The 22,259-nt window shown below is 71.5% G+C and carries 23 protein-coding genes and 5 tRNA genes; 20 read left to right on the forward strand and 8 right to left on the reverse strand.

Annotated elements, in window-relative coordinates; genetic code table 11:
• Positions 1-47: 47 nt before the first annotated feature.
• From ACLZOT_RS34950 to ACLZOT_RS34990, 9 genes are all read left to right on the forward strand, one after another.
• Complete coding sequence (locus ACLZOT_RS34950; RefSeq protein ID WP_416973170.1) at positions 48-215, forward strand: hypothetical protein; 168 nt, start codon at positions 48-50, stop codon at positions 213-215.
• Positions 216-345: 130 nt separating this feature from the next.
• The gene (locus ACLZOT_RS34955; RefSeq protein WP_416973171.1) at positions 346-1,122 is read left to right on the forward strand and encodes a fumarylacetoacetate hydrolase family protein; all 777 of its coding nucleotides are present in this window, start codon (positions 346-348) and stop codon (positions 1,120-1,122) included.
• Complete coding sequence (gene gltX, locus ACLZOT_RS34960; RefSeq protein ID WP_416973172.1) at positions 1,106-2,590, forward strand: glutamate--tRNA ligase; 1,485 nt, start codon at positions 1,106-1,108, stop codon at positions 2,588-2,590. Before ACLZOT_RS34955 ends, gltX begins: the two co-directional genes overlap by 17 nt.
• A gap of 68 nt (positions 2,591-2,658) precedes the next feature.
• A complete protein-coding gene (locus ACLZOT_RS34965) occupies positions 2,659-3,390 on the forward strand; it encodes an HAD family hydrolase (RefSeq protein ID WP_416973173.1) in 732 nt (243 codons plus the stop codon).
• A gap of 94 nt (positions 3,391-3,484) precedes the next feature.
• Positions 3,485-3,556, forward strand: a tRNA-Gln gene (locus tag ACLZOT_RS34970).
• A 25-nt stretch (positions 3,557-3,581) separates the two neighbouring features.
• Positions 3,582-3,654 (forward strand) — tRNA-Glu (locus tag ACLZOT_RS34975).
• A 31-nt stretch (positions 3,655-3,685) separates the two neighbouring features.
• Positions 3,686-3,758 (forward strand) — tRNA-Glu (locus ACLZOT_RS34980).
• 21 nt (positions 3,759-3,779) lie between these two features.
• Positions 3,780-3,851: transfer RNA gene (locus ACLZOT_RS34985), tRNA-Gln, on the forward strand.
• Between the two features lie 4 nt (positions 3,852-3,855).
• Positions 3,856-3,928: transfer RNA gene (locus ACLZOT_RS34990), tRNA-Glu, on the forward strand.
• Between the two features lie 144 nt (positions 3,929-4,072).
• Here ACLZOT_RS34990 and ndgR read toward each other — a convergent pair.
• Positions 4,073-4,789 carry an IclR family transcriptional regulator NdgR gene (gene ndgR / locus ACLZOT_RS34995; RefSeq protein ID WP_007384919.1) on the reverse strand — a complete coding sequence of 239 codons (717 nt, stop codon included), beginning with the start codon at positions 4,787-4,789 and terminating at the stop codon, positions 4,073-4,075.
• Between the two features lie 185 nt (positions 4,790-4,974).
• Here ndgR and leuC point away from each other — a divergent pair, with 185 nt between their 5' ends.
• The 4 genes from leuC to ACLZOT_RS35015 all read left to right on the forward strand — a co-directional run bounded on the left by leuC (position 4,975) and on the right by ACLZOT_RS35015 (position 8,365).
• The gene (gene leuC / locus ACLZOT_RS35000; RefSeq protein ID WP_416973174.1) at positions 4,975-6,393 is read left to right on the forward strand and encodes a 3-isopropylmalate dehydratase large subunit; all 1,419 of its coding nucleotides are present in this window, start codon (positions 4,975-4,977) and stop codon (positions 6,391-6,393) included.
• Positions 6,394-6,569: 176 nt separating this feature from the next.
• The gene (leuD, locus tag ACLZOT_RS35005; protein ID WP_416973175.1) at positions 6,570-7,163 is read left to right on the forward strand and encodes a 3-isopropylmalate dehydratase small subunit; all 594 of its coding nucleotides are present in this window, start codon (positions 6,570-6,572) and stop codon (positions 7,161-7,163) included.
• Between the two features lie 253 nt (positions 7,164-7,416).
• Positions 7,417-7,647, forward strand: coding sequence for a hypothetical protein (locus tag ACLZOT_RS35010; protein WP_416973176.1), 231 nt, complete (start codon positions 7,417-7,419; stop codon positions 7,645-7,647).
• 136 nt (positions 7,648-7,783) lie between these two features.
• On the forward strand, positions 7,784-8,365 hold the full coding sequence (locus tag ACLZOT_RS35015) for an HU family DNA-binding protein (RefSeq protein WP_416973177.1): 582 nt from the start codon (positions 7,784-7,786) through the stop codon (positions 8,363-8,365).
• A gap of 85 nt (positions 8,366-8,450) precedes the next feature.
• Here the strand turns inward: ACLZOT_RS35015 and ACLZOT_RS35020 are convergent, their stop codons facing one another.
• Positions 8,451-8,663, reverse strand: a complete 213-nt coding sequence (locus tag ACLZOT_RS35020; RefSeq protein ID WP_416973178.1) for a hypothetical protein — start codon at positions 8,661-8,663, stop codon at positions 8,451-8,453.
• A gap of 9 nt (positions 8,664-8,672) precedes the next feature.
• Positions 8,673-9,311 (reverse strand): 2-phospho-L-lactate guanylyltransferase, encoded by a 639-nt coding sequence (gene cofC, locus ACLZOT_RS35025; RefSeq protein ID WP_416973179.1) that lies wholly within the window; start codon positions 9,309-9,311, stop codon positions 8,673-8,675.
• A 200-nt stretch (positions 9,312-9,511) separates the two neighbouring features.
• Here cofC and ACLZOT_RS35030 point away from each other — a divergent pair, with 200 nt between their 5' ends.
• The 3 genes from ACLZOT_RS35030 (at position 9,512) to ACLZOT_RS35040 (ending at position 12,575) form a co-directional block, all read left to right on the forward strand.
• Positions 9,512-10,273 carry a lysophospholipid acyltransferase family protein gene (locus ACLZOT_RS35030; protein WP_416973180.1) on the forward strand — a complete coding sequence of 254 codons (762 nt, stop codon included), beginning with the start codon at positions 9,512-9,514 and terminating at the stop codon, positions 10,271-10,273.
• Positions 10,270-11,280, forward strand: a complete 1,011-nt coding sequence (locus ACLZOT_RS35035) for an NAD(P)H-dependent glycerol-3-phosphate dehydrogenase (protein ID WP_416973181.1) — start codon at positions 10,270-10,272, stop codon at positions 11,278-11,280. Before ACLZOT_RS35030 ends, ACLZOT_RS35035 begins: the two co-directional genes overlap by 4 nt.
• A gap of 140 nt (positions 11,281-11,420) precedes the next feature.
• Complete coding sequence (locus tag ACLZOT_RS35040; RefSeq protein ID WP_416973182.1) at positions 11,421-12,575, forward strand: D-alanine--D-alanine ligase family protein; 1,155 nt, start codon at positions 11,421-11,423, stop codon at positions 12,573-12,575.
• On the opposite strand, the gene ACLZOT_RS35045 is transcribed toward ACLZOT_RS35040, so the two are convergent.
• Both ACLZOT_RS35045 and ACLZOT_RS35050 read right to left on the reverse strand, forming a co-directional pair.
• A complete protein-coding gene (locus ACLZOT_RS35045; RefSeq protein WP_416973183.1) occupies positions 12,572-13,051 on the reverse strand; it encodes a DUF3515 domain-containing protein in 480 nt (159 codons plus the stop codon). The genes ACLZOT_RS35040 and ACLZOT_RS35045 overlap by 4 nt on opposite strands.
• 20 nt (positions 13,052-13,071) lie before the next feature.
• Complete coding sequence (locus ACLZOT_RS35050) at positions 13,072-13,305, reverse strand: Lrp/AsnC family transcriptional regulator (RefSeq protein WP_416973184.1); 234 nt, start codon at positions 13,303-13,305, stop codon at positions 13,072-13,074.
• Positions 13,306-13,390: 85 nt separating this feature from the next.
• Here ACLZOT_RS35050 and ACLZOT_RS35055 point away from each other — a divergent pair, with 85 nt between their 5' ends.
• From ACLZOT_RS35055 to thiD, 3 genes are read left to right on the forward strand one after another with little or no spacing between them, the layout of a single operon-like run.
• Positions 13,391-13,516 carry a hypothetical protein gene (locus ACLZOT_RS35055; protein WP_416973185.1) on the forward strand — a complete coding sequence of 42 codons (126 nt, stop codon included), beginning with the start codon at positions 13,391-13,393 and terminating at the stop codon, positions 13,514-13,516.
• A gap of 4 nt (positions 13,517-13,520) precedes the next feature.
• Entirely contained in the window at positions 13,521-14,483 is a 963-nt protein-coding gene (locus ACLZOT_RS35060) for a thiamine-phosphate kinase (RefSeq protein WP_055724029.1), read from the forward strand.
• Positions 14,480-15,265 carry a bifunctional hydroxymethylpyrimidine kinase/phosphomethylpyrimidine kinase gene (gene thiD / locus ACLZOT_RS35065; protein ID WP_416973186.1) on the forward strand — a complete coding sequence of 262 codons (786 nt, stop codon included), beginning with the start codon at positions 14,480-14,482 and terminating at the stop codon, positions 15,263-15,265. Before ACLZOT_RS35060 ends, thiD begins: the two co-directional genes overlap by 4 nt.
• A gap of 83 nt (positions 15,266-15,348) precedes the next feature.
• Here the strand turns inward: thiD and rpmB are convergent, their stop codons facing one another.
• Complete coding sequence (gene rpmB, locus ACLZOT_RS35070; protein WP_003993230.1) at positions 15,349-15,534, reverse strand: 50S ribosomal protein L28; 186 nt, start codon at positions 15,532-15,534, stop codon at positions 15,349-15,351.
• A 203-nt stretch (positions 15,535-15,737) separates the two neighbouring features.
• Here rpmB and ACLZOT_RS35075 point away from each other — a divergent pair, with 203 nt between their 5' ends.
• On the forward strand, positions 15,738-17,411 hold the full coding sequence (locus ACLZOT_RS35075) for a DAK2 domain-containing protein (RefSeq protein WP_416973187.1): 1,674 nt from the start codon (positions 15,738-15,740) through the stop codon (positions 17,409-17,411).
• A gap of 9 nt (positions 17,412-17,420) precedes the next feature.
• On the opposite strand, the gene ACLZOT_RS35080 is transcribed toward ACLZOT_RS35075, so the two are convergent.
• Positions 17,421-20,366 (reverse strand): tetratricopeptide repeat protein, encoded by a 2,946-nt coding sequence (locus ACLZOT_RS35080; RefSeq protein WP_416973188.1) that lies wholly within the window; start codon positions 20,364-20,366, stop codon positions 17,421-17,423.
• On the reverse strand, positions 20,359-22,191 hold the full coding sequence (locus ACLZOT_RS35085; RefSeq protein ID WP_416973189.1) for an HSP90 family protein: 1,833 nt from the start codon (positions 22,189-22,191) through the stop codon (positions 20,359-20,361). Before ACLZOT_RS35085 ends, ACLZOT_RS35080 begins: the two co-directional genes overlap by 8 nt.
• Positions 22,192-22,259: the final 68 nt, after the last annotated feature.

The following is a 22,259-nucleotide window of genomic DNA, read 5'->3' on the forward strand; positions in this document are numbered from 1 at the left end:
TTTACAGATTCGGCATATCCGACACGAGACCAGTGGAGCCCGCGCCCATGTCCCGCAAGACCGCCAACCCCCGCCGCACCACCCTGGTCCACCTGAAGGACGCCGACGGGCTGGAGACCCCGGTCCAGGAACACTCCGCCGACCTCCCCGCCCAGACCGCGAACCCGCGGCGCACGATCCTCATGGAACTGCCGAACAGCGTCTCCGCGGAGTAGTACGCGCGACGATCACCAAACACTCAGGCGGCCCCCGCCCGTCCGTAATGGACGAGGTGGGGGCCGTCTCGCGCGTTAGCCTGGGGCGTCAGACTCCAGCCAGCAGAAGGTAAAGGGGCGCGAGGATCCCGTGCGCATCGCCAGGTTCTCCATCGACGGCAACGTCGCGTTCGGCGCGGTCGAGGGTGACAAGGACGACGAACTCGTCCTCGACATCATCAAGGGCATCCCGTTCGCCGAGTACGAACTCTCCGGGACGAAGGTCCCGCTGAACAAGGTCCGGCTCCTGCCGCCCGTACTCCCCAACAAGGTCGTCGCCTTCGGCCGCAACTACGCCGAGCACGCCCGCGAACTGGGCAACGAGGTACCCGACGCCCCCTTCGCCTTCTTCAAGCCCTCGACGTCCGTGATCGGCCACGGCGACGCCATCCAGTACCCCGGCTTCTCCTCCGAGGTGCACCACGAGGCCGAACTCGCCGTCGTCATCGGCCGGATGTGCCGCGAGGTCCCCCGAGAGCGCGTCAAGGACGTCATCTTCGGCTACACCTGCGCCAACGACGTCACCGCCCGCGACGTCCAGAAGCGCGAGAAGCAGTGGGCGCGCGCCAAGGGCTTCGACACGTCCTGCCCCCTCGGCCCCTGGATCGAGACGGACCTCGACCCGAGCGACCTCACGATCCAGCTCACGGTCAACGGCCAGCAGCGCCAGCTGGGCCGCACCAGCGAGATGATCACCCCCATCGAGGACCTGATCGTCAACATCACCGAGGCCATGACCCTGCTCCCCGGAGACGTCATCCTCACGGGCACCCCGGCCGGCGTCGGCCCCCTGGAGACCGGCGACGAGGTCGCCGTCACCATCGAAGGTATCGGCACTCTCACCAACAAGGTTGTCAAGCGTGACTAGCGCACCTGTCCGCGTACGTTTCTGCCCCTCCCCGACGGGCAACCCCCACGTCGGCCTCGTCCGCACGGCCCTCTTCAACTGGGCCTTCGCCCGCCACCACCAGGGCACCCTGGTCTTCCGCATCGAGGACACCGACGCGGCCCGCGACAGCGAGGACTCCTACAACCAGCTCCTCGACGCGATGCGCTGGCTCGGCTTCGACTGGGACGAGGGCCCCGAGATCGGCGGCCCGCACGCGCCGTACCGCCAGTCCCAGCGCATGGACATCTACAAGGACGTCGCCCAGAAGCTCCAGGACGCCGGCCACGCCTACCGCTGCTACTGCTCCACCGAGGAGCTGGACGCCCGCCGCGACGCCGCCCGCGCCGCCGGCAGGCCCTCCGGCTACGACGGCCACTGCCGCGACCTGAGCGCGGAGCAGGTCGAGCAGTACGAGGCCGAGGGCCGGGGGCCGATCGTCCGCTTCCGGATGCCGGACGAGACCATCACGTTCACCGACCTGGTCCGCGGCGAGCTGACCTTCACCCCGGAGAACGTCCCGGACTACGGCATCGTCCGCGCCAACGGCGCCCCCCTGTACACGCTGGTCAACCCGGTCGACGACGCGCTGATGGAGATCACGCACGTCCTGCGCGGCGAGGACCTCCTCTCCTCCACCCCGCGCCAGATCGCCCTGTACAAGGCCCTGATCGGCCTCGGCATCGCGAAGACCACCCCCGAGTTCGGGCACCTTCCGTACGTCATGGGCGAGGGCAACAAGAAGCTCTCCAAGCGCGACCCCCAGGCGTCCCTGAACCTCTACCGCGAGAAGGGCTTCCTCCCCGAGGGCCTGCTCAACTACCTCTCGCTGCTGGGGTGGTCGCTCTCGGCGGACGAGGACATCTTCACGACGGACCAGCTGATCGCGGCGTTCGACATCAAGGACGTCCAGCCCAACCCGGCCCGCTTCGACCTGAAGAAGTGCGAGGCGATCAACGGCGACCACATCCGCCTGCTGGACGTCAAGGACTTCACCGGGCGCTGCGCCCCCTGGCTGAAGGCCCCCTTCGCGCCCTGGGCCCCGGAGGACTTCGACGAGGCGAAGTGGGAGGCCATCGCCCCGCACGCGCAGACCCGCCTCAAGGTCCTCTCGGAGATCACCGACAACGTCGACTTCCTGTTCCTGAAGGAGCCCGTCGCGGACGAGGCGTCCTGGACGAAGGCGATGAAGGACGGCAGCGACGCCCTCCTGGCCACGGCCCGCGAGAAGCTGGACGCGGCCGACTGGACGTCCCCCGAGTCCCTCAAGGAGGCCGTCCTCGCCGCCGGTGAGGTCCACGGCCTCAAGCTCGGCAAGGCGCAGGCCCCCGTCCGCGTCGCGATCACCGGCCGCACGGTCGGCCTCCCCCTCTTCGAGTCCCTCGAAGTCCTCGGCAAGGAGGCGTCGTTGGCCCGCATCGACGCGGCCCTCGCCAAGCTCGCGGCGTAGTACGGCAGTTCACCGGGGCGGCATCCAACCGGGGTGCCGCCCCCGCCCGTTCCCGGTACCGTCGGATCATGGACATTCGCGCCGTGGTCTGGGACGTGGACGACACCCTCTTCGACTACAGGACCGCCGACAGCCTCGGCATGCGGGACCATCTCGCCGTCGAGGGGCTGCTCGCGGACTACCCGACCGTCGAGGACGCCATCACCCACTGGCGTGCGGTCACCGACAGCCAGTGGGCCCGCTTCGCCGCGGGGGAGACCACCTTCGAGGGCCAACGCCGCGACCGCGTCCGGGTGTTCGTGGACCGGCCGCTGACCGACGCCGAGGCCGACGCCTGGTTCGCCCGCTACCTGCGCCACTACGAGGCCGCCTGGTCCCTCTTCCCGGACGTCCTGCCCGTCCTGGACGCCCTCGCGGCCAGCCACCGGCACTCCGTCCTGTCGAACTCCAGCATCCACGTCCAGGACCACAAGCTCCGCACGCTCGGCGTCCACGACCGCTTCGAGTCGATCATCTGCGCCGCCGAACTCGGCGTCTCCAAGCCCGAGGCGGGCGCCTTCCTCGCCGCCTGCGAGGCCCTCGCCCTGCCGCCCGAGCAGGTCGCCTACGTCGGCGACCACCCCGACATCGACGGCCGGGGCGCGGCCGAGGCGGGCCTGCTCTCCGTCTGGATCGACCGCTACGACGGGGGCGCGGACGCCGTCGCCCTGCCCGGCCGGCACCGGATCGCGAGCCTCGCCGAACTCCCCGCGCTCCTCGGCGCGGATACCCGTTTTGGAGCCCCGTCCACCTTCGGGTAATGTTCTTTCTGCGCCGCCGGGGAGCGGGCCGAAAGGCCGAGAGACCCGGGGGAGCACTACTAGAACAAGATCCTTTCCAAGGTTTGCGTTCCAGTGGCCTATGGTGTAATTGGCAGCACGACTGATTCTGGTTCAGTTAGTCTTGGTTCGAGTCCAGGTAGGCCAGCTTGCAGAAGCTCAAAATCTGCGTCGCCCCCGTTGTGTAGCGGCCTAGCACGCTGCCCTCTCACGGCAGTAGCGCCGGTTCGAATCCGGTCGGGGGTACTGGTTCCGATCTTGCGTCGGGACTGCTAGGGCCCCCGTTGTGTAGCGGCCTAGCACGCTGCCCTCTCACGGCAGTAGCGCCGGTTCGAATCCGGTCGGGGGTACTGACTGGTCTAAACCAACATTGGTCTATGGTGTAATTGGCAGCACGACTGATTCTGGTTCAGTTAGTCTTGGTTCGAGTCCAGGTAGACCAGCTCCGCCCCCGTTGTGTAGCGGCCTAGCACGCTGCCCTCTCACGGCAGTAGCGCCGGTTCGAATCCGGTCGGGGGTACAGCAGAATGACCACTCACCTCAGACGAGGCGGGTGGTCATTTTTGTGTTCCCTGTACAAAGAGCCAGGTGAAAAGGGCCTGCCGCGGCGTTGAGGCCGGCCCTTGTGTCCTACGGCTCTTGTCGCGGGAGCTTCTCGCGTGGGTCAGCCCGTCCTGCGCAGCGCCTCGGAGAGCCGCGCCGCCGCGTCGATCACCGCCTGCGCGTGCATCCGGCCCGGGTGGCGGGTCAGGCGCTCGATCGGGCCCGAGACGGAGACGGCGGCCACGACGCGGTTCGAGGGGCCGCGCACCGGCGCCGACACCGAGGCGACGCCCGGCTCGCGCTCGCCGATGGACTGGGCCCAGCCCCGGCGCCGTACGCCCGACAGGGCCGTGGCCGTGAAGCGGGCGCCCTGGAGGCCGCGGTGGAGGCGCTCGGGCTCCTCCCAGGCCATGAGGATCTGCGCGGAGGAACCGGCCTTCATCGTGAGCGTCGAGCCCACCGGTACCGTGTCCCGCAGTCCGGACAGCCGCTCGGCGGCGGCCACACAGATCCGCATGTCACCCTGGCGCCGGTACAGCTGGGCGCTCTCGCCGGTGATGTCCCGCAGGTGCGTGAGCACGGGGCCCGCGGTCGCCAGGAGGCGGTCCTCGCCGGCCGCCGCCGCCAGCTCCGCGAGGCGCGGGCCGAGAATGAACCGGCCCTGCATGTCGCGGGCGACCATGCGGTGGTGTTCCAGGGCCACGGCCAGCCGGTGGGCCGTGGGTCGAGCCAGTCCGGTGGCCGCGACCAGTCCTGCCAGGGTCGCGGGTCCGGACTCCAGGGCGCTCAGGACAAGGGCTGCCTTGTCCAGAACGCCGACGCCGCTACTGTTGTCCATGCAACGATACTCGCGTCTCACTCTGTGAAACGCAAGTTCATTTTCCCGTGAGACGCGCAACCCTTGGGAGTACGACGCCCGCTGACCGGACGGGCGTGGTGGCGGATGCCCGGAACAGGGGCGGGCGCCGCTTCCGAGATCTCTAGTTGCGCCGGGACATCACCTGTCCGGCCGGAGGGAAAGCGATGGGTAGGACACTCGCGGAGAAGGTCTGGGACGACCATGTCGTCCGGCGCGCGGAGGGCGAGCCCGACCTTCTCTTCATCGATCTGCACCTGCTGCACGAGGTGACGAGCCCCCAGGCGTTCGACGGACTGCGTCTCAGCGGCCGCAAGGTCCGCCGCCTCGACCTGACCATCGCCACCGAGGACCACAACACCCCGACCCTCGACATCGACAAGCCCATCGCCGACCCGGTCTCCCGGGTCCAGCTGGAGACCCTGCGCAAGAACGCCGCGGAGTTCGGCGTCCGCCTGCACCCCCTGGGCGACGTCGAGCAGGGCGTCGTCCACGTCGTCGGCCCGCAGCTCGGTCTCACCCAGCCCGGTATGACGGTCGTCTGCGGTGACTCCCACACCTCCACGCACGGCGCCTTCGGCGGGCTCGCGTTCGGTATCGGCACCTCCCAGGTGGAGCACGTGCTGGCCACCCAGACGCTGCCGCTGGTCCGCCCGAAGACCATGGCCATCACGGTCGACGGCGAGCTGCCCGACGGCGTCACCGCCAAGGACCTGATCCTCGCCATCATCGCGAGGATCGGCACCGGCGGCGGCCAGGGCTACGTCCTGGAGTACCGCGGCTCCGCCATCGAGAAGCTCTCGATGGAGGCCCGGATGACCATCTGCAACATGTCCATCGAGGCCGGCGCCCGCGCGGGCATGATCGCCCCCGACGAGACGACCTTCGCCTACCTCAAGGGCCGCGCCCACGCCCCCGAGGGCGAGGACTGGGACGCCGCGGTCGCGTACTGGAAGACGCTGCGCACCGACGACGACGCCGAGTTCGACGCCGAGGTCGTCATCAAGGCCGACGAACTCTCCCCGTTCGTCACCTGGGGCACCAACCCCGGCCAGGGAGCGCCCCTTTCGGCGAACGTCCCCGACCCGGCTTCGTACGAGGACGCCTCGGAGCGCCTCGCCGCCGAAAAGGCCCTGGAATACATGGGGTTGGCGGCCGGGCAGCCGCTGCGGTCCATCAAGGTGGACACCGTCTTCGTGGGGTCGTGCACCAACGGCCGGATCGAGGACCTGCGCGCCGCCGCCGAGCTCGTCAAGGGCCGCAAAGTCGCCGACGGCGTACGGATGCTGGTCGTGCCGGGCTCCGCGCGAGTGGGGCTGCAGGCCGTCTCCGAGGGTCTGGACGTCGTGTTCAAGGAGGCCGGCGCCGAGTGGCGGCACGCGGGCTGCTCGATGTGTCTGGGCATGAACCCCGACCAACTGGCCCCCGGCGAGCGTTCCGCGTCCACCTCCAACCGCAACTTCGAGGGCCGGCAGGGCAAGGGCGGCCGGACCCACCTGGTCTCGCCGCCCGTTGCCGCCGCGACTGCCATCCTCGGCAGACTGGCCTCTCCGGCCGATCTCTCAGATATCTCCACTGGAGTCTGAGAGTCGTGACTCCGCCCACCGCTGACGCGGCGGGCTTCCAACCTCAAGGTTGCGGTCCAGCCCGAACCGACCCCCCAAGGGGCGGAACGACATTACCGCGCCGCTTGTCGGCGTGGGGGCGAACGAACCAATTCACCCGGCGGCGAAAGCCGTCGGCCCTTCCGCTAGGAAGTCAGATGGAAGCATTCACCAAGCACACCGGCCGGGCCGTCCCGCTGCGCCGCTCCAACGTCGACACCGACCAGATCATCCCTGCTCACTGGCTCAAGAAGGTGACCCGGGACGGCTTCGAGGACGGGCTCTTCGAGGCGTGGCGCAAGGACCCGGAGTTCGTCCTCAACCGCCCCGAGCGCGCGGGCGCGACCGTCCTGGTGGCCGGCCCCGACTTCGGCACCGGCTCCTCGCGCGAGCACGCGGTGTGGGCGCTGCAGAACTACGGCTTCAAGACGGTCATCTCGTCCCGCTTCGCCGACATCTTCCGGGGCAACTCCCTGAAGAACGGCCTGCTGACGGTCATCCTCGACCAGAAGACCGTGGACGCGCTGTGGGACGTCGTCGAGAGCGACCCGCAGGCCGAGATCACCGTCGACCTCGAAGCCCTGGAGGTCCGCGCCGAGGGCGTCACCGCCTCCTTCGAGCTGGACGAGAACTCCCGCTGGCGGCTGCTGAACGGGCTCGACGACATCTCCATCACCCTCCAGAACGAGGCCGACATCGCCGCGTACGAGGCGAAGCGCCCCTCGTACAAGCCGCGCACGCTCCAGGTCTGAGCGCCAGAGCGACTTTCGGCCACCGCGAGCCACGCCGTACCCCCGATCCGTCCGATCGGGGGTACGGCGTTTTCTGCACCCGTTCGGCCCCGCACATCTCCTCGAAATCTTCCCAACTTCCCACGTTAAAGGGGTGGTTGACTGGGTACGCGGCTGCTGTGGACACCGTGTCCAACAGTGCTCGGACGGCTGTTTGAGGCGGCAGTTGCACCCCTGGCGGGCGACAACTCGCCCTAGATGGCACAATCTGTGCATGGAACACGACGGCCAACTCAAGCTCTACCGAGCCGTCGCGGACCAGCTCAAGGAAGCGCACAGAAGGGTGCGCGCACTGCAAGTCCCGGAGGGCGTACGGATGGCGCTGACCCGGAAGCTGCTGGTCATTACGGCCGCGGCCAAGCACGATCTCGCCGATGCGACAAGGCGGCTGGAGCGGTTCATGACGGACCTCGACGAGGAGCGATTCCCCGACGAGGAACGCTGAACAGCCCAATGCGGTCGAGTCCGTTGCGGCACAAGGGTGATAAGCCCGTTTCGTGTTTGATTTGCGGTATACATCTGCCTAACGTGCGAAAAAGCCTGGACACTTTCGTTCCAGCAATGTCTCCGAAGGGGAAGACGTGAACAAGGCGCAGCTCGTAGAAGCGATTGCCGACAAGGTCGGCGGCCGTCAGAACGCCGCCGAGGCGGTGGACGCGGTTCTGGACGCCATCGTCCGCGCGGTCGTCGCGGGTGACCGGGTCTCGGTCACCGGCTTCGGTTCGTTCGAGAAGGTCGACCGCCCGGCGCGGTACGCCCGCAACCCCCAGACGGGCGAGCGGGTCCGGGTCAAGAAGACCTCCGTCCCGCGCTTCCGTGCGGGCCAGGGTTTCAAGGACCTGGTGAGCGGCTCGAAGAAGCTCCCGAAGAACGACGTGGCCGTCAAGAAGGCCCCCAAGGGCAGCCTGAGCGGTACGGCCTCGGCGACCGTCAAGAAGGCGGCGGCGAAGAAGGCCGCGCCCGCCAAGAAGGCGTCCGCCGCGGCGAAGAAGGCCGCCCCGGCGAAGAAGGCGGCCACCGCCAAGACCGCCGCCGCGAAGAAGACGACGGCCAAGAAGGCCACCGCGAAGAAGGCCGTCGCCAAGAAGGCCCCGGCGAAGAAGGCGCCGGCCAAGAAGTCGACGGCTCGCAAGACCACCGCGAAGAAGACCGCGGCCAGCTAAGCGCGCCCCTGTCGGCGGTACTCACGCGTCGGGCCGGACTTCCACACCCTGTGGAGTCCGGCCCGCGGTGTGTTCGCAGAAAAGCTCAGAAGGTCTGGAGCGTGACCAGCGTGATCCGCGAGGCGCTGCCCGTCCCCGCGGCCTCGTCGGTCTCGATGCGCACCCGCTGGCCGGCCCGCAGCAGCCGCAGGCCCCCCGCGTCGAACGCCTCCGCGCCGAACGGCAGGGGCGTCCCGTCGTCCAGGAGCACCTGACCGGTGCGGGTCTCGGGGTCGTAGGTGTAAGCCGTCGCCTGCATGGGGGCAGCCTACTGGCCGGGGGTCAGCAGGCGGGCGGTCGCGGCGGAGGTGTGCGGGCCCACGCCGAGGTGGAGGGCGGCACGCAGATCGTCGCCGGTGTCGACGTCCTGGCGTACGGAGTCCACGGCGGGCGGCAGGAGTTCGGCCGCGCCCGAGGCGCGGTGCAGGCGGCGGGAATCCTGGCCGAATGCGGGGAGCAGGGGATGGCCCGAGGTTGCCGCCAGCAAAGTCGTGCCTATGCCTGCGGCATCCGGGAGAAATGCGCGGGAGAATTCCGCGGCGGCGTCGAGGACCCGGGTCAATTCATGGGGGCGCAAGGCCGGGAGATCGGCGTTCAGGGCCGCGAGAGCCGTTTCCGGGCGTACGGCGCGTACGGCGCTCTCGCCGTGCGCCAGAGCGGCGTTCAGGCCCGCGCGCGGGGTGTCCGGGACGATCCGCGCGCCCAGCGCCGCGAGTTCCCGCCCGGCCAGCGGGTCGTCCGTGACGACCGCCACATCCCGTACGGCCGCCGAGGCCAGCGCCGCGGCCACCGTGTCCTGCGCGAACGCCAGCGCCAGAGCCGGCCGCACCTCGTCGCCGGCCGTGTCCGACAGCCTGCTCTTGGCCCGCGCGAGGGGTTTCAGGGGGATGACCAACGTCCACTGCACCGGCTTACCGTCCCTTGCTCGTCGCGGTCATTGTCACCCGGCTGCAACCTTGCCCATCTGGCGGTTCTTCCTTCTGGGCGTACGGTGTTCTCGACAGACCGGCCGACCGGGGCCACACTTGTGCGGCTCCCGGCCCCCGGAACGACCTTGGAACAGGCCCTGGGACGTCCTGGCTCCTAGAGGAAGAGGTAGGTGTCCGCGTGCCCCGCCGCAGAATCGGCTTCTGGTACCGCTTCGCCGCGGTGATCTGCAAACCACTGCTGGTGCCTCTCCTCAAGCGGGACTGGCGCGGAATGGAGAACATTCCGGCCGAGGGCGGATTTATCACCGCGGTGAACCACAATTCCTACGTCGACCCCTTCGCGTACGCGCACTTCCAGTACAACAGCGGACGTATGCCGCGATTCCTGGCGAAGAGCGGGCTTTTCAAGAAGGGAATCGTCGGCGCCTGGATGCGGAACACGGGCCAGGTGCCCGTCTACCGCGAGTCCACCGACGCGCTCAGCGCCTTCCGGGGCGCCGTCGACGCCGTGCACCGCGGCGAGTGCGTGGTCTTCTACCCCGAGGGCACCCTCACCCGCGACCCCGACGGCTGGCCCATGACCGGCAAGACCGGTGCCGCGCGCGTGGCGCTGGAGACGAAGTGCCCCGTCGTGCCGATCGCCCAGTGGGGCGTCAACGAACTCCTCCCGCCCTACGCGAAGAAGCCCGAGATCCTGCCGCGCAAGACCCACCACGTGCTGGCCGGGCCGCCGTTGGACCTCACGCCGTACTACGACCGGGAGATGACGCCGGAACTCCTGCGCGAGGTCACCGAGGTCATCATGGCCGCCGTCACCCGCCAACTGGAGGACATCCGCGGCGAGAAGGCGCCCGACACGCCCTACGACCCGCGCCGGGAGCGGATCGAGCAGCGGCGCCGTACCGAGGCGCAGCACCACGAAGGAGAGATCGGCACGTGAGCGAGCCCGTCAAGGCGGCAGTCCTCAGCGCAGGTTCATGGGGGACGGCCTTCGCCGTGGTCCTCGCGGACGCGGGCTGCGAGGTGACGTTGTGGGCGCGGCGCCCCGAGGTCGCCGAGGCCATCAACTCGGCGCGGCAGAACCCCGATTACTTCCCCGGCCTCGAACTCCCCGAGCGGGTACGGGCGACCACCGACCCCGCCGAGGCCATGGCCGGCGCCGACTTCACCGTCCTGTCGGTGCCCTCCCAGACGCTGCGCGCCAACTTGGCCGACTGGACACCCCTGTTGGCGCCCGACACGGTGCTCGTCTCCCTCATGAAGGGCGTCGAACTCGGCACCACCATGCGGATGAGCGAGGTCATCCAGGACGTCACGAAGGTCGCCGCCGAGCGCATCGCCGTCGTCACCGGACCCAACCTCGCGCGGGAGATCGCCTCCCGGATGCCGGCCGCGGCCGTCGTCGCCGCCACCGACGAGGCCGTCGCCCAGCGCCTCCAACTCGCCTGCCACACCCCGTACTTCCGGCCCTACACCAACACGGACGTCGTCGGCTGCGAACTCGGCGGCGCCGTCAAGAACGTCATCGGCCTCGCGGTCGGCATCGCCGACGGCATGGGACTCGGCGACAACGCGAAGGGCTCCCTCATCACGCGCGGCCTCGCGGAGACGACGCGTCTCGGCCTCGCGATGGGCGCCGACCCGCTGACCTTCGCCGGGCTCGCGGGCCTCGGCGACCTCGTCGCCACCTGCTCCTCCCCGCTCTCCCGCAACCACACCTTCGGCACCAACCTCGGCAAGGGCATGACCCTCCAGGAGACGATCGCGGTCACCAGGCAGACCGCCGAGGGCGTCAAGTCCTGCCGGTCCGTGCTGGACCTCGCCCGCCACCACGGCGTCGACATGCCCATCACGGAGACGGTCGTCGACATCGTCCACGAGGCGAAGCCGCCGGTGGTGGCGCTGAAGGAACTGATGTCGAGGAGCGCGAAGCCGGAACGGCGGTAGGGCGGCGGGGAGTTGCCGACGGGTCCCGAGGCCGCCCGGCAACTCCCGCCACGACGTACCGCGAACGCCCCGCGACGCTGAGCGACAGCGGGGCGGTGGACGCTGACTCGGCCGCTGCCTACGGGTACTCTCGACGCGATATGAGCACCGAGAACCTTCCCCAGAGCCCTGAGTCGCAGCCCTCGCGCAAGCCGCGGGTGGCCGTCGTGTTCGGTGGGCGCAGTTCCGAGCACGGGATCTCCGTGGTGACCGCGGGCGCCGTACTGCGGGCGGTCGACCGGGACAAGTACGACGTGCTGCCGATCGGGATCACGCGGGAGGGCCGCTGGATGCTCACGGCGGACGCGCCGGAGCGGATGGCGATCGAGGAGCGCCGTACGCCCGAGGTCACCGACCTCGCGGAGGGCGGCGACGGGGGAGTGGTGCTCCCGCTGGACCCCGCGGACCGCGAAGTCGTCTACAGCGAGCCGGGATCCGTGCCGAAGGCGCTCGGCGAGGTCGACGTCGTCTTCCCGGTGCTGCACGGCCCGTACGGCGAGGACGGCACGCTCCAGGGGCTGCTGGAGCTGTCCGGTGTGCCGTACGTCGGTTCCGGGGTGCTCGCGTCCGCCGTCGGCCAGGACAAGGAGTACATGAAGCGCGTCTTCGCCTCCTTCGGCCTCGCGGTCGGCCCCTACCTGGTGATCCGGCCCCGCGAGTGGGCGCAGGACGAGTCCGGGGCCCGCAAGCGGATCGCCGGGTTCGCGGCGGACCACGGCTGGCCCCTGTTCGTGAAGCCCGCCCGCGCCGGCTCCTCCATCGGCATCACGAAGGTCGACGACCCCGCCGGGCTGGACGAGGCGATCACCGAGGCCCAGCGCCACGACCCCAAGATCCTGGTCGAGGCCGCCGTCCGGGGCCGCGAGATCGAGTGCGGCGTCCTGGAGTTCGAGGACGGCCCGCGTGCCTCGGTCCCCGCGGAGATCCCCGCCGCCCACGCCTACTACGACTTCGAGTCCAAGTACATCGACTCGGTCCCCGGCATCGTCCCGGCCCCCCTGACCCCCGAACAGACCGCCGAGGTCCGCGACTTGGCCGTCCAGGCCTTCGACGCGGCGTCCTGCGAGGGCCTGGTCCGCGCGGACTTCTTCCTCACCCAGGACGGCGAGTTCGTCATCAACGAGATCAACACGATGCCCGGTTTCACGCCGATCTCCATGTACCCCAAGATGTGGGAGGAGACGGGCGTCGCCTACGGCGAGCTGGTGGACCGCCTGATCCAGGCGGCCCTGCGCCGCTCCACCGGGCTCCGCTAGTCGGCGATCCCCTCGGGCACCGTCTTCTTCATGGCCGGTGCCAGATCGATCAGCGGCGACATCCCCTCCGCCGCCCGCGACTTGGGCAACGTCACCTCGACGTACACCACCCGCAGCGCGCTCGTGAAGCGGATCGTTCCGTCGTCCTGTTTCTCGACCAGCCACCCCACCCCGTCGGCCTCACCGGCGTCCGCCTTGTCGTCGTCCATCTTCGGCGGCTTCACGACACCGCACCGCAGTATGATCGCCGGGTCTCCCCAACCCGCGGTCAGCGGCGACGAGGGTTCGGGGTCCCGGCGCTGCAGGCCGTCCACCTGAGCCGGCAGCGCAGCGTCCAGCTTCCGGCATATCTCCGCGGCTTTCGCGGACGGACTGGGAACCGCGGTCGACGCGCTGTCGTCTGCCGATGAGCAGCCGGCGGCACAGAGCAGGGCGAGGGCGGACAGACCACTGAGCCGGTGACGGAAGAAGTTCACCGGCCAAGGGTAGACGGGGGCTACAGATGGACGACGGGGCAGGTCAGGGTCCGGGTGATTCCCTCCACCTGCTGCACCTTGGCGACCACCAGCCGCCCGAGGTCGTCGACCGTGTCCGCCTGGGCCCGCACGATCACGTCGTACGGCCCCGTCACGTCCTCGGCCTGGACGACGCCAGGGATCGCGCTGATCGTCTCGGCGACGGTCGACGCCTTGCCGACCTCCGTCTGGATCAGGATGTACGCCTGTACCACGGAACCTCCAGGGCGGCCACGAGGATCATGTGGGGAAAAGGAACGCCACGGTATCGCGTCGCCGCGGGCCGGGGGGAGACCCGCGATGACCGTGACCCCGGGCCGGGGCGCCGGCAAGGCAGCAGCAGACGGCTCCCTCGACCGTATCGAGGACACCGGTCCCGCGCGACCGGGCGACGACAGGCAGAGACAGGCACAGAAGGGGCTCTAGGGCGATGAAGGGCACTGTCGGTGAGCTGGGCGAGTTCGGGCTCATCCGTGAGCTCACCTCCCGGCTCACCACCACCCCGGCGGTCCGCGTCGGCCCGGGGGACGACGCCGCGGTGGTCGCCGCGCCCGACCGCAGGGTCGTGGCCAGCACGGACATCCTGCTGGAGGGCCGGCACTTCCGCCGCGACTGGTCCACGGCCTACGACGTGGGCCGCAAGGCGGCCGCCCAGAACCTCGCCGACATCGCCGCGATGGGCGCCGTACCGACCGCGCTGCTGCTCGGCCTGGTCGTCCCGGCGGAGCTGCCGGTGACCTGGCCGACGGAGCTGATGGACGGGCTGCGCGACGAGTGCCAGGTCGCGGGCGCCTCCGTGGTCGGCGGGGACGTCGTACGCGGCGACACGATCATGGTGTCGATCACCGCGCTCGGCGATCTGCGCGGCCAGGAGCCGATCACCCGGGGCGGCGCGAAACCCGGCGACCTGGTCGCCGTGACGGGCTGGCTGGGCTGGTCGGCGGCCGGGTACGCGGTCCTCGCCCGGGGGTTCCGCTCGCCGCGCGCCTTCGTGGAGGCGCACCGCCGTCCGGAGCCGCCGTACCACGCGGGCCCGGCCGCGGCCCGGCTCGGCGCGACCGCGATGTGCGACGTGAGCGACGGGCTGATCGCCGACCTCGGGCACATCGCCGAGGCCAGCAAGGTCCGCATCGACATCCGCTCCGAGTCGATCGACATCCCCACACAGATGAACGACATCGGCCACGCGGTCGGCGTCGACCCCATCCAGTGGGTGCTGACCGGGGGAGAGGACCACGCGATCGTGGCGACGTTCCCGCCGGACGTGAAGCTGCCCGCCCGCTGGAAGGTCATCGGCGAGGTCCTCGGCCCCTCCGCGCTGCCCCAGGTCACCGTGGACGGGGCGCCCTGGACCCGGCAGGGCGGCTGGGACCACTTCGGGGACGTCGAGTGATCCCCCGCGTCCTGACCGTCGCCGGCTCCGACTCGGGCGGCGGCGCCGGCATCCAGGCCGATCTGAAGACGATGCTCGCGCTCGGCGTGCACGGCATGAGCGTCGTGACCGCCGTCACCGCCCAGAACTCCCTGGGCGTCCAGGGCGCCTGGGAACTCCCCGCCGAGGCCGTGCGCGCCCAGTACCGCAGCGTCGTCGACGACATCGGCGTCCAGGCCGTGAAGACCGGCATGCTGGCCTCGGCGGAACTCGTCGAGACGGTCGCCGGCCTGCTCGCCACGACCGACGCCCCCGTCGTCGTCGACCCGGTCGGCGTCTCCAAGCACGGCGACGCCCTCCTCGCCGCCTCGGCCCTCGACGCCGTACGCCACCGGCTCCTCCCGGCGGCCACCGTCGCCACCCCCAACCTCGACGAGGTGCTCCAGATCACCGGCGTACGCGTCGAGACGGAGGCGGGGATGCGGGAGGCCGCGGTGGCCGTGCTGGCGTACGGGCCGACGTGGGCGCTCATCAAGGGCGGGCACCTGGCCGGGGACGCCGTGGACCTGCTCACGGACGGGAGCGAGGAGCACTGGCTCCGAGCTCCCCGGTACGACAACCGGCACACCCACGGCACGGGGTGCACACTCGCGTCGGCGATCGCCTCGGGGCTCGCGAAGGGGGCGGCCGTACCGGAGGCGGTGGCGGCGGCCAAGGAATACGTCACCGGGGCGATCCGGGGCGGGTTCGCGCTCGGCGGGGGGATCGGGCCGGTGGATCACGGCTGGCGGGTCAGGTCGTAGACGTGCAAAAAGCCGATCCACCGTGAGGTGGATCGGCTCTATGCGGGCGGACCAGCAGGGGCCACGCGCTCAGCGGCGAAGCGTCAGCGCGAAACCTTGCCGGCCTTGATGCACGAGGTGCAGGCGTTCACGCGCTTCGGCGTCCCGCCGACCACGGTACGGACGCGCTGGATGTTCGGGTTCCAGCGACGGGACGTACGGCGGTGCGAGTGCGAGATGTTGTTGCCGAAGCCCGGACCCTTGCCGCAGACGTCGCAGTTAGCAGCCACCGGTCACTCCAAAGACTTCAGATGCACTTACGGATGATCCCGGCATGCCGGGATCGAGATCGAGGATCTGGAAGTGGCGGTACCGGGGGAATGGCCCGATCGGGATCGGGCAACCGGAGCAGCATACAACGACTGCTTCCGTTGAACGAAACTACCACGATCGGTCTACGCTGCGTCCAATCCAGCAGCTCAGGGAGGCGCAGGTGGCGCAGGTGCCGCAGACATTCCTCGATGCTCTCGCGGTGCGCACCTGGTGCGGCCTCGCGCTGGCGGCCCTCGGCGGGGCCCGCGAGGAGATCGACGCGATCAACGTCTACCCCGTCGCCGACGGCGACACCGGCACCAACCTGTACCTGACCCTGGAATCCGCCGCGACCGCCGTGGAGGCCGTGTTCACGGCCCACGAGCCCGCGGCGCCCTCGCTCGCCGACGCCGCGCACGCCATGGCCCACGGCGCCCTCATAGGCGCGCGCGGGAACTCGGGGACGATCCTCGCCCAGCTCCTGCGCGGAATGTCCCAGGTCCTCGCCGCCGACAGTGACGCCTCTCACACCGACGGCCCCGGCCTCGGCCGCGCCCTGCACCGCGCCGCCGACCTCGCCCGCCAGGCCGTCGCCCACCCCGTCGAGGGCACCGTCCTGACCGTCGCCACGGCCGCCGCCGACGCCGCCTCCCAGGACCCCGGCGACTGCGGCTCCGTCGCCCGCGCGGCCTACCAGGGGGCGTGCACGGCGCTGGCGGCCACGCCGGACCAGCTCGCCGTCCTCCAGGACGCGGGGGTCGTCGACGCGGGCGGACGGGGGCTGGTGGCGGTGCTGGGGGCGCTGGTGGAGACGTTCACGGGGGAGACACCGGCCAGGGTCGTGGTGGGGGGACGGGTGACGAGCGTGGGACTGGGGGTCCCCGCGCGCGTGGAGCATGCCGACGACAGCGCGGGCTGCGCCGAGGGCGACGGGCCCGCCTTCGAGGTCATCTACCTCCTGGAGGCCGAGGACGCGGCCGTGGCCCGCCTCAGGACCCGCCTGGACGCGCTGGGGGACTCTCTGGTCGTCGTCGGCGGGGACGGGCTGTGGAACGTCCACGTCCACGTCGACGACGCCGGGGCCGCCGTCGAGGCCGGCGTGGAGGCGGGGCGGCCCTACCGGATCCGGATCACCCACTTCGGCGCCGGGGACGCGCACACCACGCGCGGCGAGCGGGTACCCCGCGAACGCGTCCAGCGGGCCGTGGTCGCCGTCGTGCCGGGCGAGGGGCTCGCCGGGCTGTACACCGAGGCGGGGGCGACGACCGTCCTCGCGCGTCCCGGGGAACCGCCCGCGAGCGGCGAACTCGTCGAGGCCGTCCGGCGCGCACACGCGCGCGAGGTCGTCCTCCTGCCCAACGACGCCGACCTGCGCCACACGGCCGCCGCGGCCGCCGAACAGTCCCGCACCGAGGGCATCCGGGTCGCCCTGATCCCGACCCGCTCGGCGGTCCAGGGCATCGCCGCCCTCGCCGTCCACGAACCCGACCGCCGCTTCGACGAGGACGTCGTCGCCATGACCTCCGCGGCCGGCGCCACCCGCTACGCCGAGGTCACCGTCGCCGAACGCCAGTCCTGGACCATGGCCGGCATCTGCCAGGCCGGCGACGTCCTCGGCCTCGTCGACGGTGACGTCGCCGTCATCGGCACCGACGTCACCGACACCGCCCGGAAGGTCCTCGACCGCATGCTCTCGGCGGGCGGCGAACTCGTCACCCTCGTCCTCGGCGACGACGCCCCCGACACCATCGCCGACCAGCTCCAGGCGCGCGTACGCGAGGCGTACCTGGCGGTCGACACGGTGGTGTACCGGGGCGGCCGCCAGGGGTCGCTGCTGCTGATCGGCGTCGAGTAACCGAGTAACTCAGCCGCCGTCCCGCACCCCCTGGAGCAACTGCTCCGCCTCCGTACGCCGGGACACCGCCGTATCGTCGTCCGCCCCCGGCCCGTACGCGGCCAGCACCCCCCGCGCGCGGGCGGCGGCGTCCTCCGGGCGGCCGAGGTCCGCCTCCAGCCAGCCGGCGGCCAGTTCGGCGGACGTGCGCGCGTGCAGGGCGTCGTCCGCGAGGGCCGCGAACACCGCGACCGCGTCCGACACCTGCGCGAGGGCCTCCTCCAGAGCCGCGCGGATCGAGTCGTCGTCCGCGTCCTCGGGCGCCGAGCGGGCCAGCAGGTCGCCGAACTGGCGGTGCGTGTGGCCCAGCTCCGCGACCAGCCGGTGGCGGGCCTCCTCGTCGTCCGCCGGATCCAGCGCGTCCAGCGCGTCCGCGCACTCCGTGACCGCCGCCGTCATCAGCTCGCGCGCGCTGCCCACCCCGTCGTCCGTGCGCAGCGCCAGCCACGCGCGGGCGCGCAGGGCCCGCACCAGGCCGTGCACGTTCCCCAGGCCCCGCCACAGCTCACCCGCGCGCGTGTACGCCTGATCGGCCTCCGGGAGCAGCTCCGCCTGGCTCAGCGACTCCGCCGCCAGGTGCGCCAGCGTCGCGTGGTCGTGCTGCTCCGGCCAGTGCCGGGCGATCTCCGCCGCCTGGAGCCGGCGCTCGGCCGCCTCCCGGTGCTCGCCGAGCTCGCTCAGACAGTCGCCGAGCCACCACTTCGTCTGGACGACCGTCCCGTCGCCGTGCGTCTCGGCCGTCAGGTCCGCCAGCGCCGACTCCAGGACCTCCGCCGCCTCCGCCCAGCGGCCCTGCCGGACCAGGTGACCGCCCAGCTGGTGCCGGGCCCACGCGCCGAACGTCGGCCCCTCGCCCGCCTCGTCGGCCCAGTGCGCGGCCTCCAGGGCGTGCTCGGCGGCCTCCTCGGCCTCTCCCCGGCCCCCGACGACCTCCGCGAGCTGCAGATGCAGCTGAGCGCGCCCCACGGGCTCCAGGACCGGCCCGCCGTGCTCCAGGGCCGCTCGCAGCGCCCGCTCCGCCTGCGTCATGTCCCCGAGGTGGTGCGCGAGGGACGCGAGCCGCGCCTCGTACTCCACCGCGAACCACGGCAGCCCCGCCGCCACGAACTCCGCCGACGCGCGCGCGAACAGCTGCGCCGCCCCCTCCGGGTCCCCGCCGAGCGCCGCCAGCTCCGCGAGCATCGCGTGCGCCTCCGCCACGCGCGCGTGCAGCCGGACGTCGTCCCCCGCGCGCCCGCCGACCAGCGCCAGCACCTCGCGCACGGCGGCCTCGGCGACCGGGAACACCTCCTCCCCGGCACCCTCCTCGTGCGCGCACCGCATCAGGATCCGCGCCCTGCTCATCAGCACCCCGGCCGCCTGCCGCACCCCGGTGCCGTCCTCGGCGTACAGCGCCAGGACCCGGTCGTAGGGCTCCTCGACCGCCGCGAGGGCCGCCTCCACGTCACCGGCCAGCGCCCGCACGTACGCGCCGCGCGCGCGGGACGCCAGACACTCGCCCGGGTCGTCCGCCTCCGCGTACCAGTGGGCCGCCTCCTCGAAGGAGGCCAGCCCCTCCGGGCCGCGCGCCATGCCCTCGTGCTCGGCCAGCTCCGCACGGTCGCGGGCCGTCAGCTCGCCGACGTCACCGACCGCCTCGCCCACCGCCATCCACGCCTCGATCGCACGCGGCTGGAGGGTGTCCGACTGACGGCGGGCCTCCGCCAGCAGCGCCGCCAGATCCGGTTCCCCGGCGGGCTCCTCGGCCACCCGGGGCGCCGGCACCGGCGCGGACACCGACGGGCGCGCACCGCGCACCCCCAGCGGCAGCCGGTCCGCCAGCGGCTCCTGCGCCATCCGCGCGCGGGCCCGCTGCGACACGTGCGTACTGCCGTTGCGGGCGTCGAACTCGCCGGCCAGCCGCAGCGCCTCCGCGCGCGCGTGGGACGACAGCTGTGCCGCCGTCCACTCCCGGCCCGCCGGACCCGGCACCGGCCGGCCCCCCAGACCCAGCGCCGTCAGCCGGTCCGTCAGCAGCGCCACCACACTCAGGAAGTCCAGCTTGGAACGCGGATGACCGTCGTCCGTGAAGTACGCGGGACGCTCCGCCAGCAGTTCCAGCGCCCGCGCCTCGTTGCCGGTCAGCGCGCAGAACTCGACATGGTCCGCGTACGCGCCCCGCATCGACTCCATCGACCGCACCAGCCTGAAACCCCGCAGATGGTTCGCCCGCGCCTCGTCCAGCCGCCCCAGCCGCAACAGCGGCACCAGGGACGACGCCAGGACCGTGTGCGGCTCGTGCGCGCACGCGAACTCGCCGTCCAGGACCGGCGCCCACAGCCGCAGCGCCTCCTCGTCGCGCCCGCACTCCGCACGCCACCAGCCCTGGCCGTGCAGCTCGCACGCGTGACAGTCCGCCATCTGGTCCCGGTCCGCCGCCAGCCACGCCGAGAACGCCCGCTCCGCGCGCGCGAGATCACCGACGTGCGCCGCGACACTGAACTCCGCGCTGCGCACCGCCCGCTCCGAATGCCCCGCCAGCCGGTAGCGGTGCTCCATCTCGCCGAGCCACTTCTCCACCGACGCCAGCGGGATGTGCGGCTGGTCCAGCATCCCCGCCGACATCCACTTGAACACCCAGTGCAGCGAGTGCGCCTCGTACTCGTCGAAGTCCTCCGGACGCTCGTCCCACATGCGCAGCAGCCGCGCGAACGGGACGAACATCTTCGCCTTCTCGGAGCTGTAGTTGTAGACCTTCAGCTGATGCCCGAGCGCCTCGACCACCGCCAGCGGGATCCCCAGCCGCTCCGCCTCCCCGAGCAGGTGCTCCGCGCGCGCGTTGCGCGCCGGACCCTCCGGCTGCTCGCCGTTCTCCGCCATCGCGTGCCGCAGCGCGTCGAAGTCCCCGATGGCCCCGATGTCTCCGATGTCACTCATCCTTGCCGCCCTCGCCGTGTGTCGCCCACTCCAGCAGACCGATGAACGCCCGGTTCAGCAAGGCCGAATCGGCCGGCCGCAGCGGACGCTGCGCCATCAGCAGCGCCTGCCCGTACAGCGACTCCGTCGCCGTCCCGATCAGCTCCGGATCCCGCAGCGAACTGATCCGCCGGATCAGCGGGTTCAGATGGTTCAGCACCAGCCGCGCGCGCGGGGCGCCGCCCCGCAGCGAACCCAGGATCCCCGCCCACAGGTCGTCCGCCTGCTCCTCGGCCTGCGCGCGCGCCTGCTCGTGCCGCGCCTGCCGGTCGTCCAGATGCAGCGCCGGCACCGACAGCGGATGGAACGCCCGCAGCACCACGTCACACCCCAGCGGGTCCAGCTTCGCCCGCGCCGCCGCCAGGAACCCCGCCAGCGCCAGCTCCTCCGCCGTGTCCACGGCGTCCAGATGAGCCGTCACCGTGTCCGCGTCCAGCTCCGCCACCGACGTGCCCGCACGCACCGACGGCAGCGCCTCGACCAGCTCGCTGTCGTACGTGTAGCCGCCGTTGATCACACCGATGCCCTGCGCGGAGGCGATCGGGGCGACCTGGCGGTACTCCTCGACCGTGCGCGTGAAGTGCACCACCGGGTGGCGCTGCGCGAACTCCTCCAGCGACAGGCGGCCGTCCGTCGTCTCGAACGGCAGCCACGGCAGCATCGTCCGCAGCATCTCCGGATCGTGCCGGGCCAGCGACTTCACGCCCAGGTGATGCACCGCGAGGAACGCCGCCAGGCGCTCCGGATCGCCCGCCGCGAGGCCCGTCAGCCACGCCCGGATCCGCTCCCCGAGCGCCTCACGGACGGCCGCCAGCGTCTCGTCCTCGTACAGCGACTCGCGCGACGCCGTGGGCCGCAGGGAGTCCGTGTCCAGGACGCAGCGCACGAAGAACGCCCAGTCCGGCAGGAGCTGTTCGGCCCGCTCCGTGAGCAGCATGCCCTTCAGGTGCACCCGGTGCGTCGCCCGCTGCGCCGGGGACACCGCCGCCGGCAGCACGTACGCCACGCCCCGGATCCCGGCCAGCGGCACCGACAGCTCGATCGAGTCCAGCGGCGTGAACCCAAACAGGCCGTGGCAGTGCCGGGCCAGCGCCACCCGCCGGTTCGCGGGGGAGGGGTACGAGCGGTCCCAGGGCGCCGGCAGGTCGGTGACCGCCTCCTCGCCCACCCGCACGTCGTACGGCAGCAGCGAGCCGAAGTCCTTCGCCAGCGCCAGCACGCGCGCCTCGGACAGCCACTCGGCCGCCCCCGCGCGCGCCTGGAGGTACACCGTCGTGCCCGGCTCGGGACGCGCCTCGTCCGGGAGCGTGCGCACGGAGTACGAGCCGTCGTCGCGCGCCGTCCACTCCACCGGACGCGCCCCCGGCGTGCGCGCGCTCCGGGACACCACCCGGATCCGCTCGGCGACCACGAAACAGGCCAGCAGACCGATCCCGAACTGGCCGAGGAAGTCCGAACGCGCCTCCTGGAGACCCTCGGCACGCTTCGAGCTGCGCCCGATCGTCGCCAGCAGACTGTGCACGTCCGACTCGGTCAGCCCGATGCCGGAGTCCTCCACGCGCAGGCCGGAGCCGTCCGTGAACAGCCGCACCCGCGCGGGTGCCTCGGGATCCTCCGCCCGCCGGGCGGTGATCGCGTCCACGGCGTTCTGCAGCAGTTCGCGCAGGTAGACCTTGGGACTGGAGTAGAGGTGATGGGAGAGCAGGTCCACCAGACCACGCAGGTCGACCTGGAACGTGTGAGGTGACTGGGATGCCTGGGATGACTTCGAGGTCTGGGAGTCCATCGTCACAGCGCCGGTGGGGGGAGAAGCCTCGGCGCGGGGTCGGGCGGTCCCGTAATGGGGCGGTGACC

It is taken from the genome of Streptomyces sp. 4F14, assembly GCF_048159485.1.
Classification (GTDB): domain Bacteria; phylum Actinomycetota; class Actinomycetes; order Streptomycetales; family Streptomycetaceae; genus Streptomyces.

Coding starts and splice junctions, on each gene's coding strand:
- leuC (WP_416973174.1), top strand. CDS start 4,975: ATGGGTAGGACACTCGCGGAGAAGGTCTGGGACGACCATGTCGTCCGG.
- ACLZOT_RS35020 (WP_416973178.1), bottom strand. CDS start 8,663: ATGCAGGCGACGGCTTACACCTACGACCCCGAGACCCGCACCGGTCAG.
- ACLZOT_RS35060 (WP_055724029.1), top strand. CDS start 13,521: ATGAAGGGCACTGTCGGTGAGCTGGGCGAGTTCGGGCTCATCCGTGAG.
- ndgR (WP_007384919.1), bottom strand. CDS start 4,789: ATGGACAACAGTAGCGGCGTCGGCGTTCTGGACAAGGCAGCCCTTGTC.
- ACLZOT_RS35080 (WP_416973188.1), bottom strand. CDS start 20,366: ATGAGTGACATCGGAGACATCGGGGCCATCGGGGACTTCGACGCGCTG.
- ACLZOT_RS35010 (WP_416973176.1), top strand. CDS start 7,417: ATGGAACACGACGGCCAACTCAAGCTCTACCGAGCCGTCGCGGACCAG.
- ACLZOT_RS35085 (WP_416973189.1), bottom strand. CDS start 22,191: ATGGACTCCCAGACCTCGAAGTCATCCCAGGCATCCCAGTCACCTCAC.
- ACLZOT_RS35055 (WP_416973185.1), top strand. CDS start 13,391: ATGACCGTGACCCCGGGCCGGGGCGCCGGCAAGGCAGCAGCAGACGGC.
- ACLZOT_RS35040 (WP_416973182.1), top strand. CDS start 11,421: ATGAGCACCGAGAACCTTCCCCAGAGCCCTGAGTCGCAGCCCTCGCGC.
- ACLZOT_RS34950 (WP_416973170.1), top strand. CDS start 48: ATGTCCCGCAAGACCGCCAACCCCCGCCGCACCACCCTGGTCCACCTG.
- leuD (WP_416973175.1), top strand. CDS start 6,570: ATGGAAGCATTCACCAAGCACACCGGCCGGGCCGTCCCGCTGCGCCGC.
- ACLZOT_RS34965 (WP_416973173.1), top strand. CDS start 2,659: ATGGACATTCGCGCCGTGGTCTGGGACGTGGACGACACCCTCTTCGAC.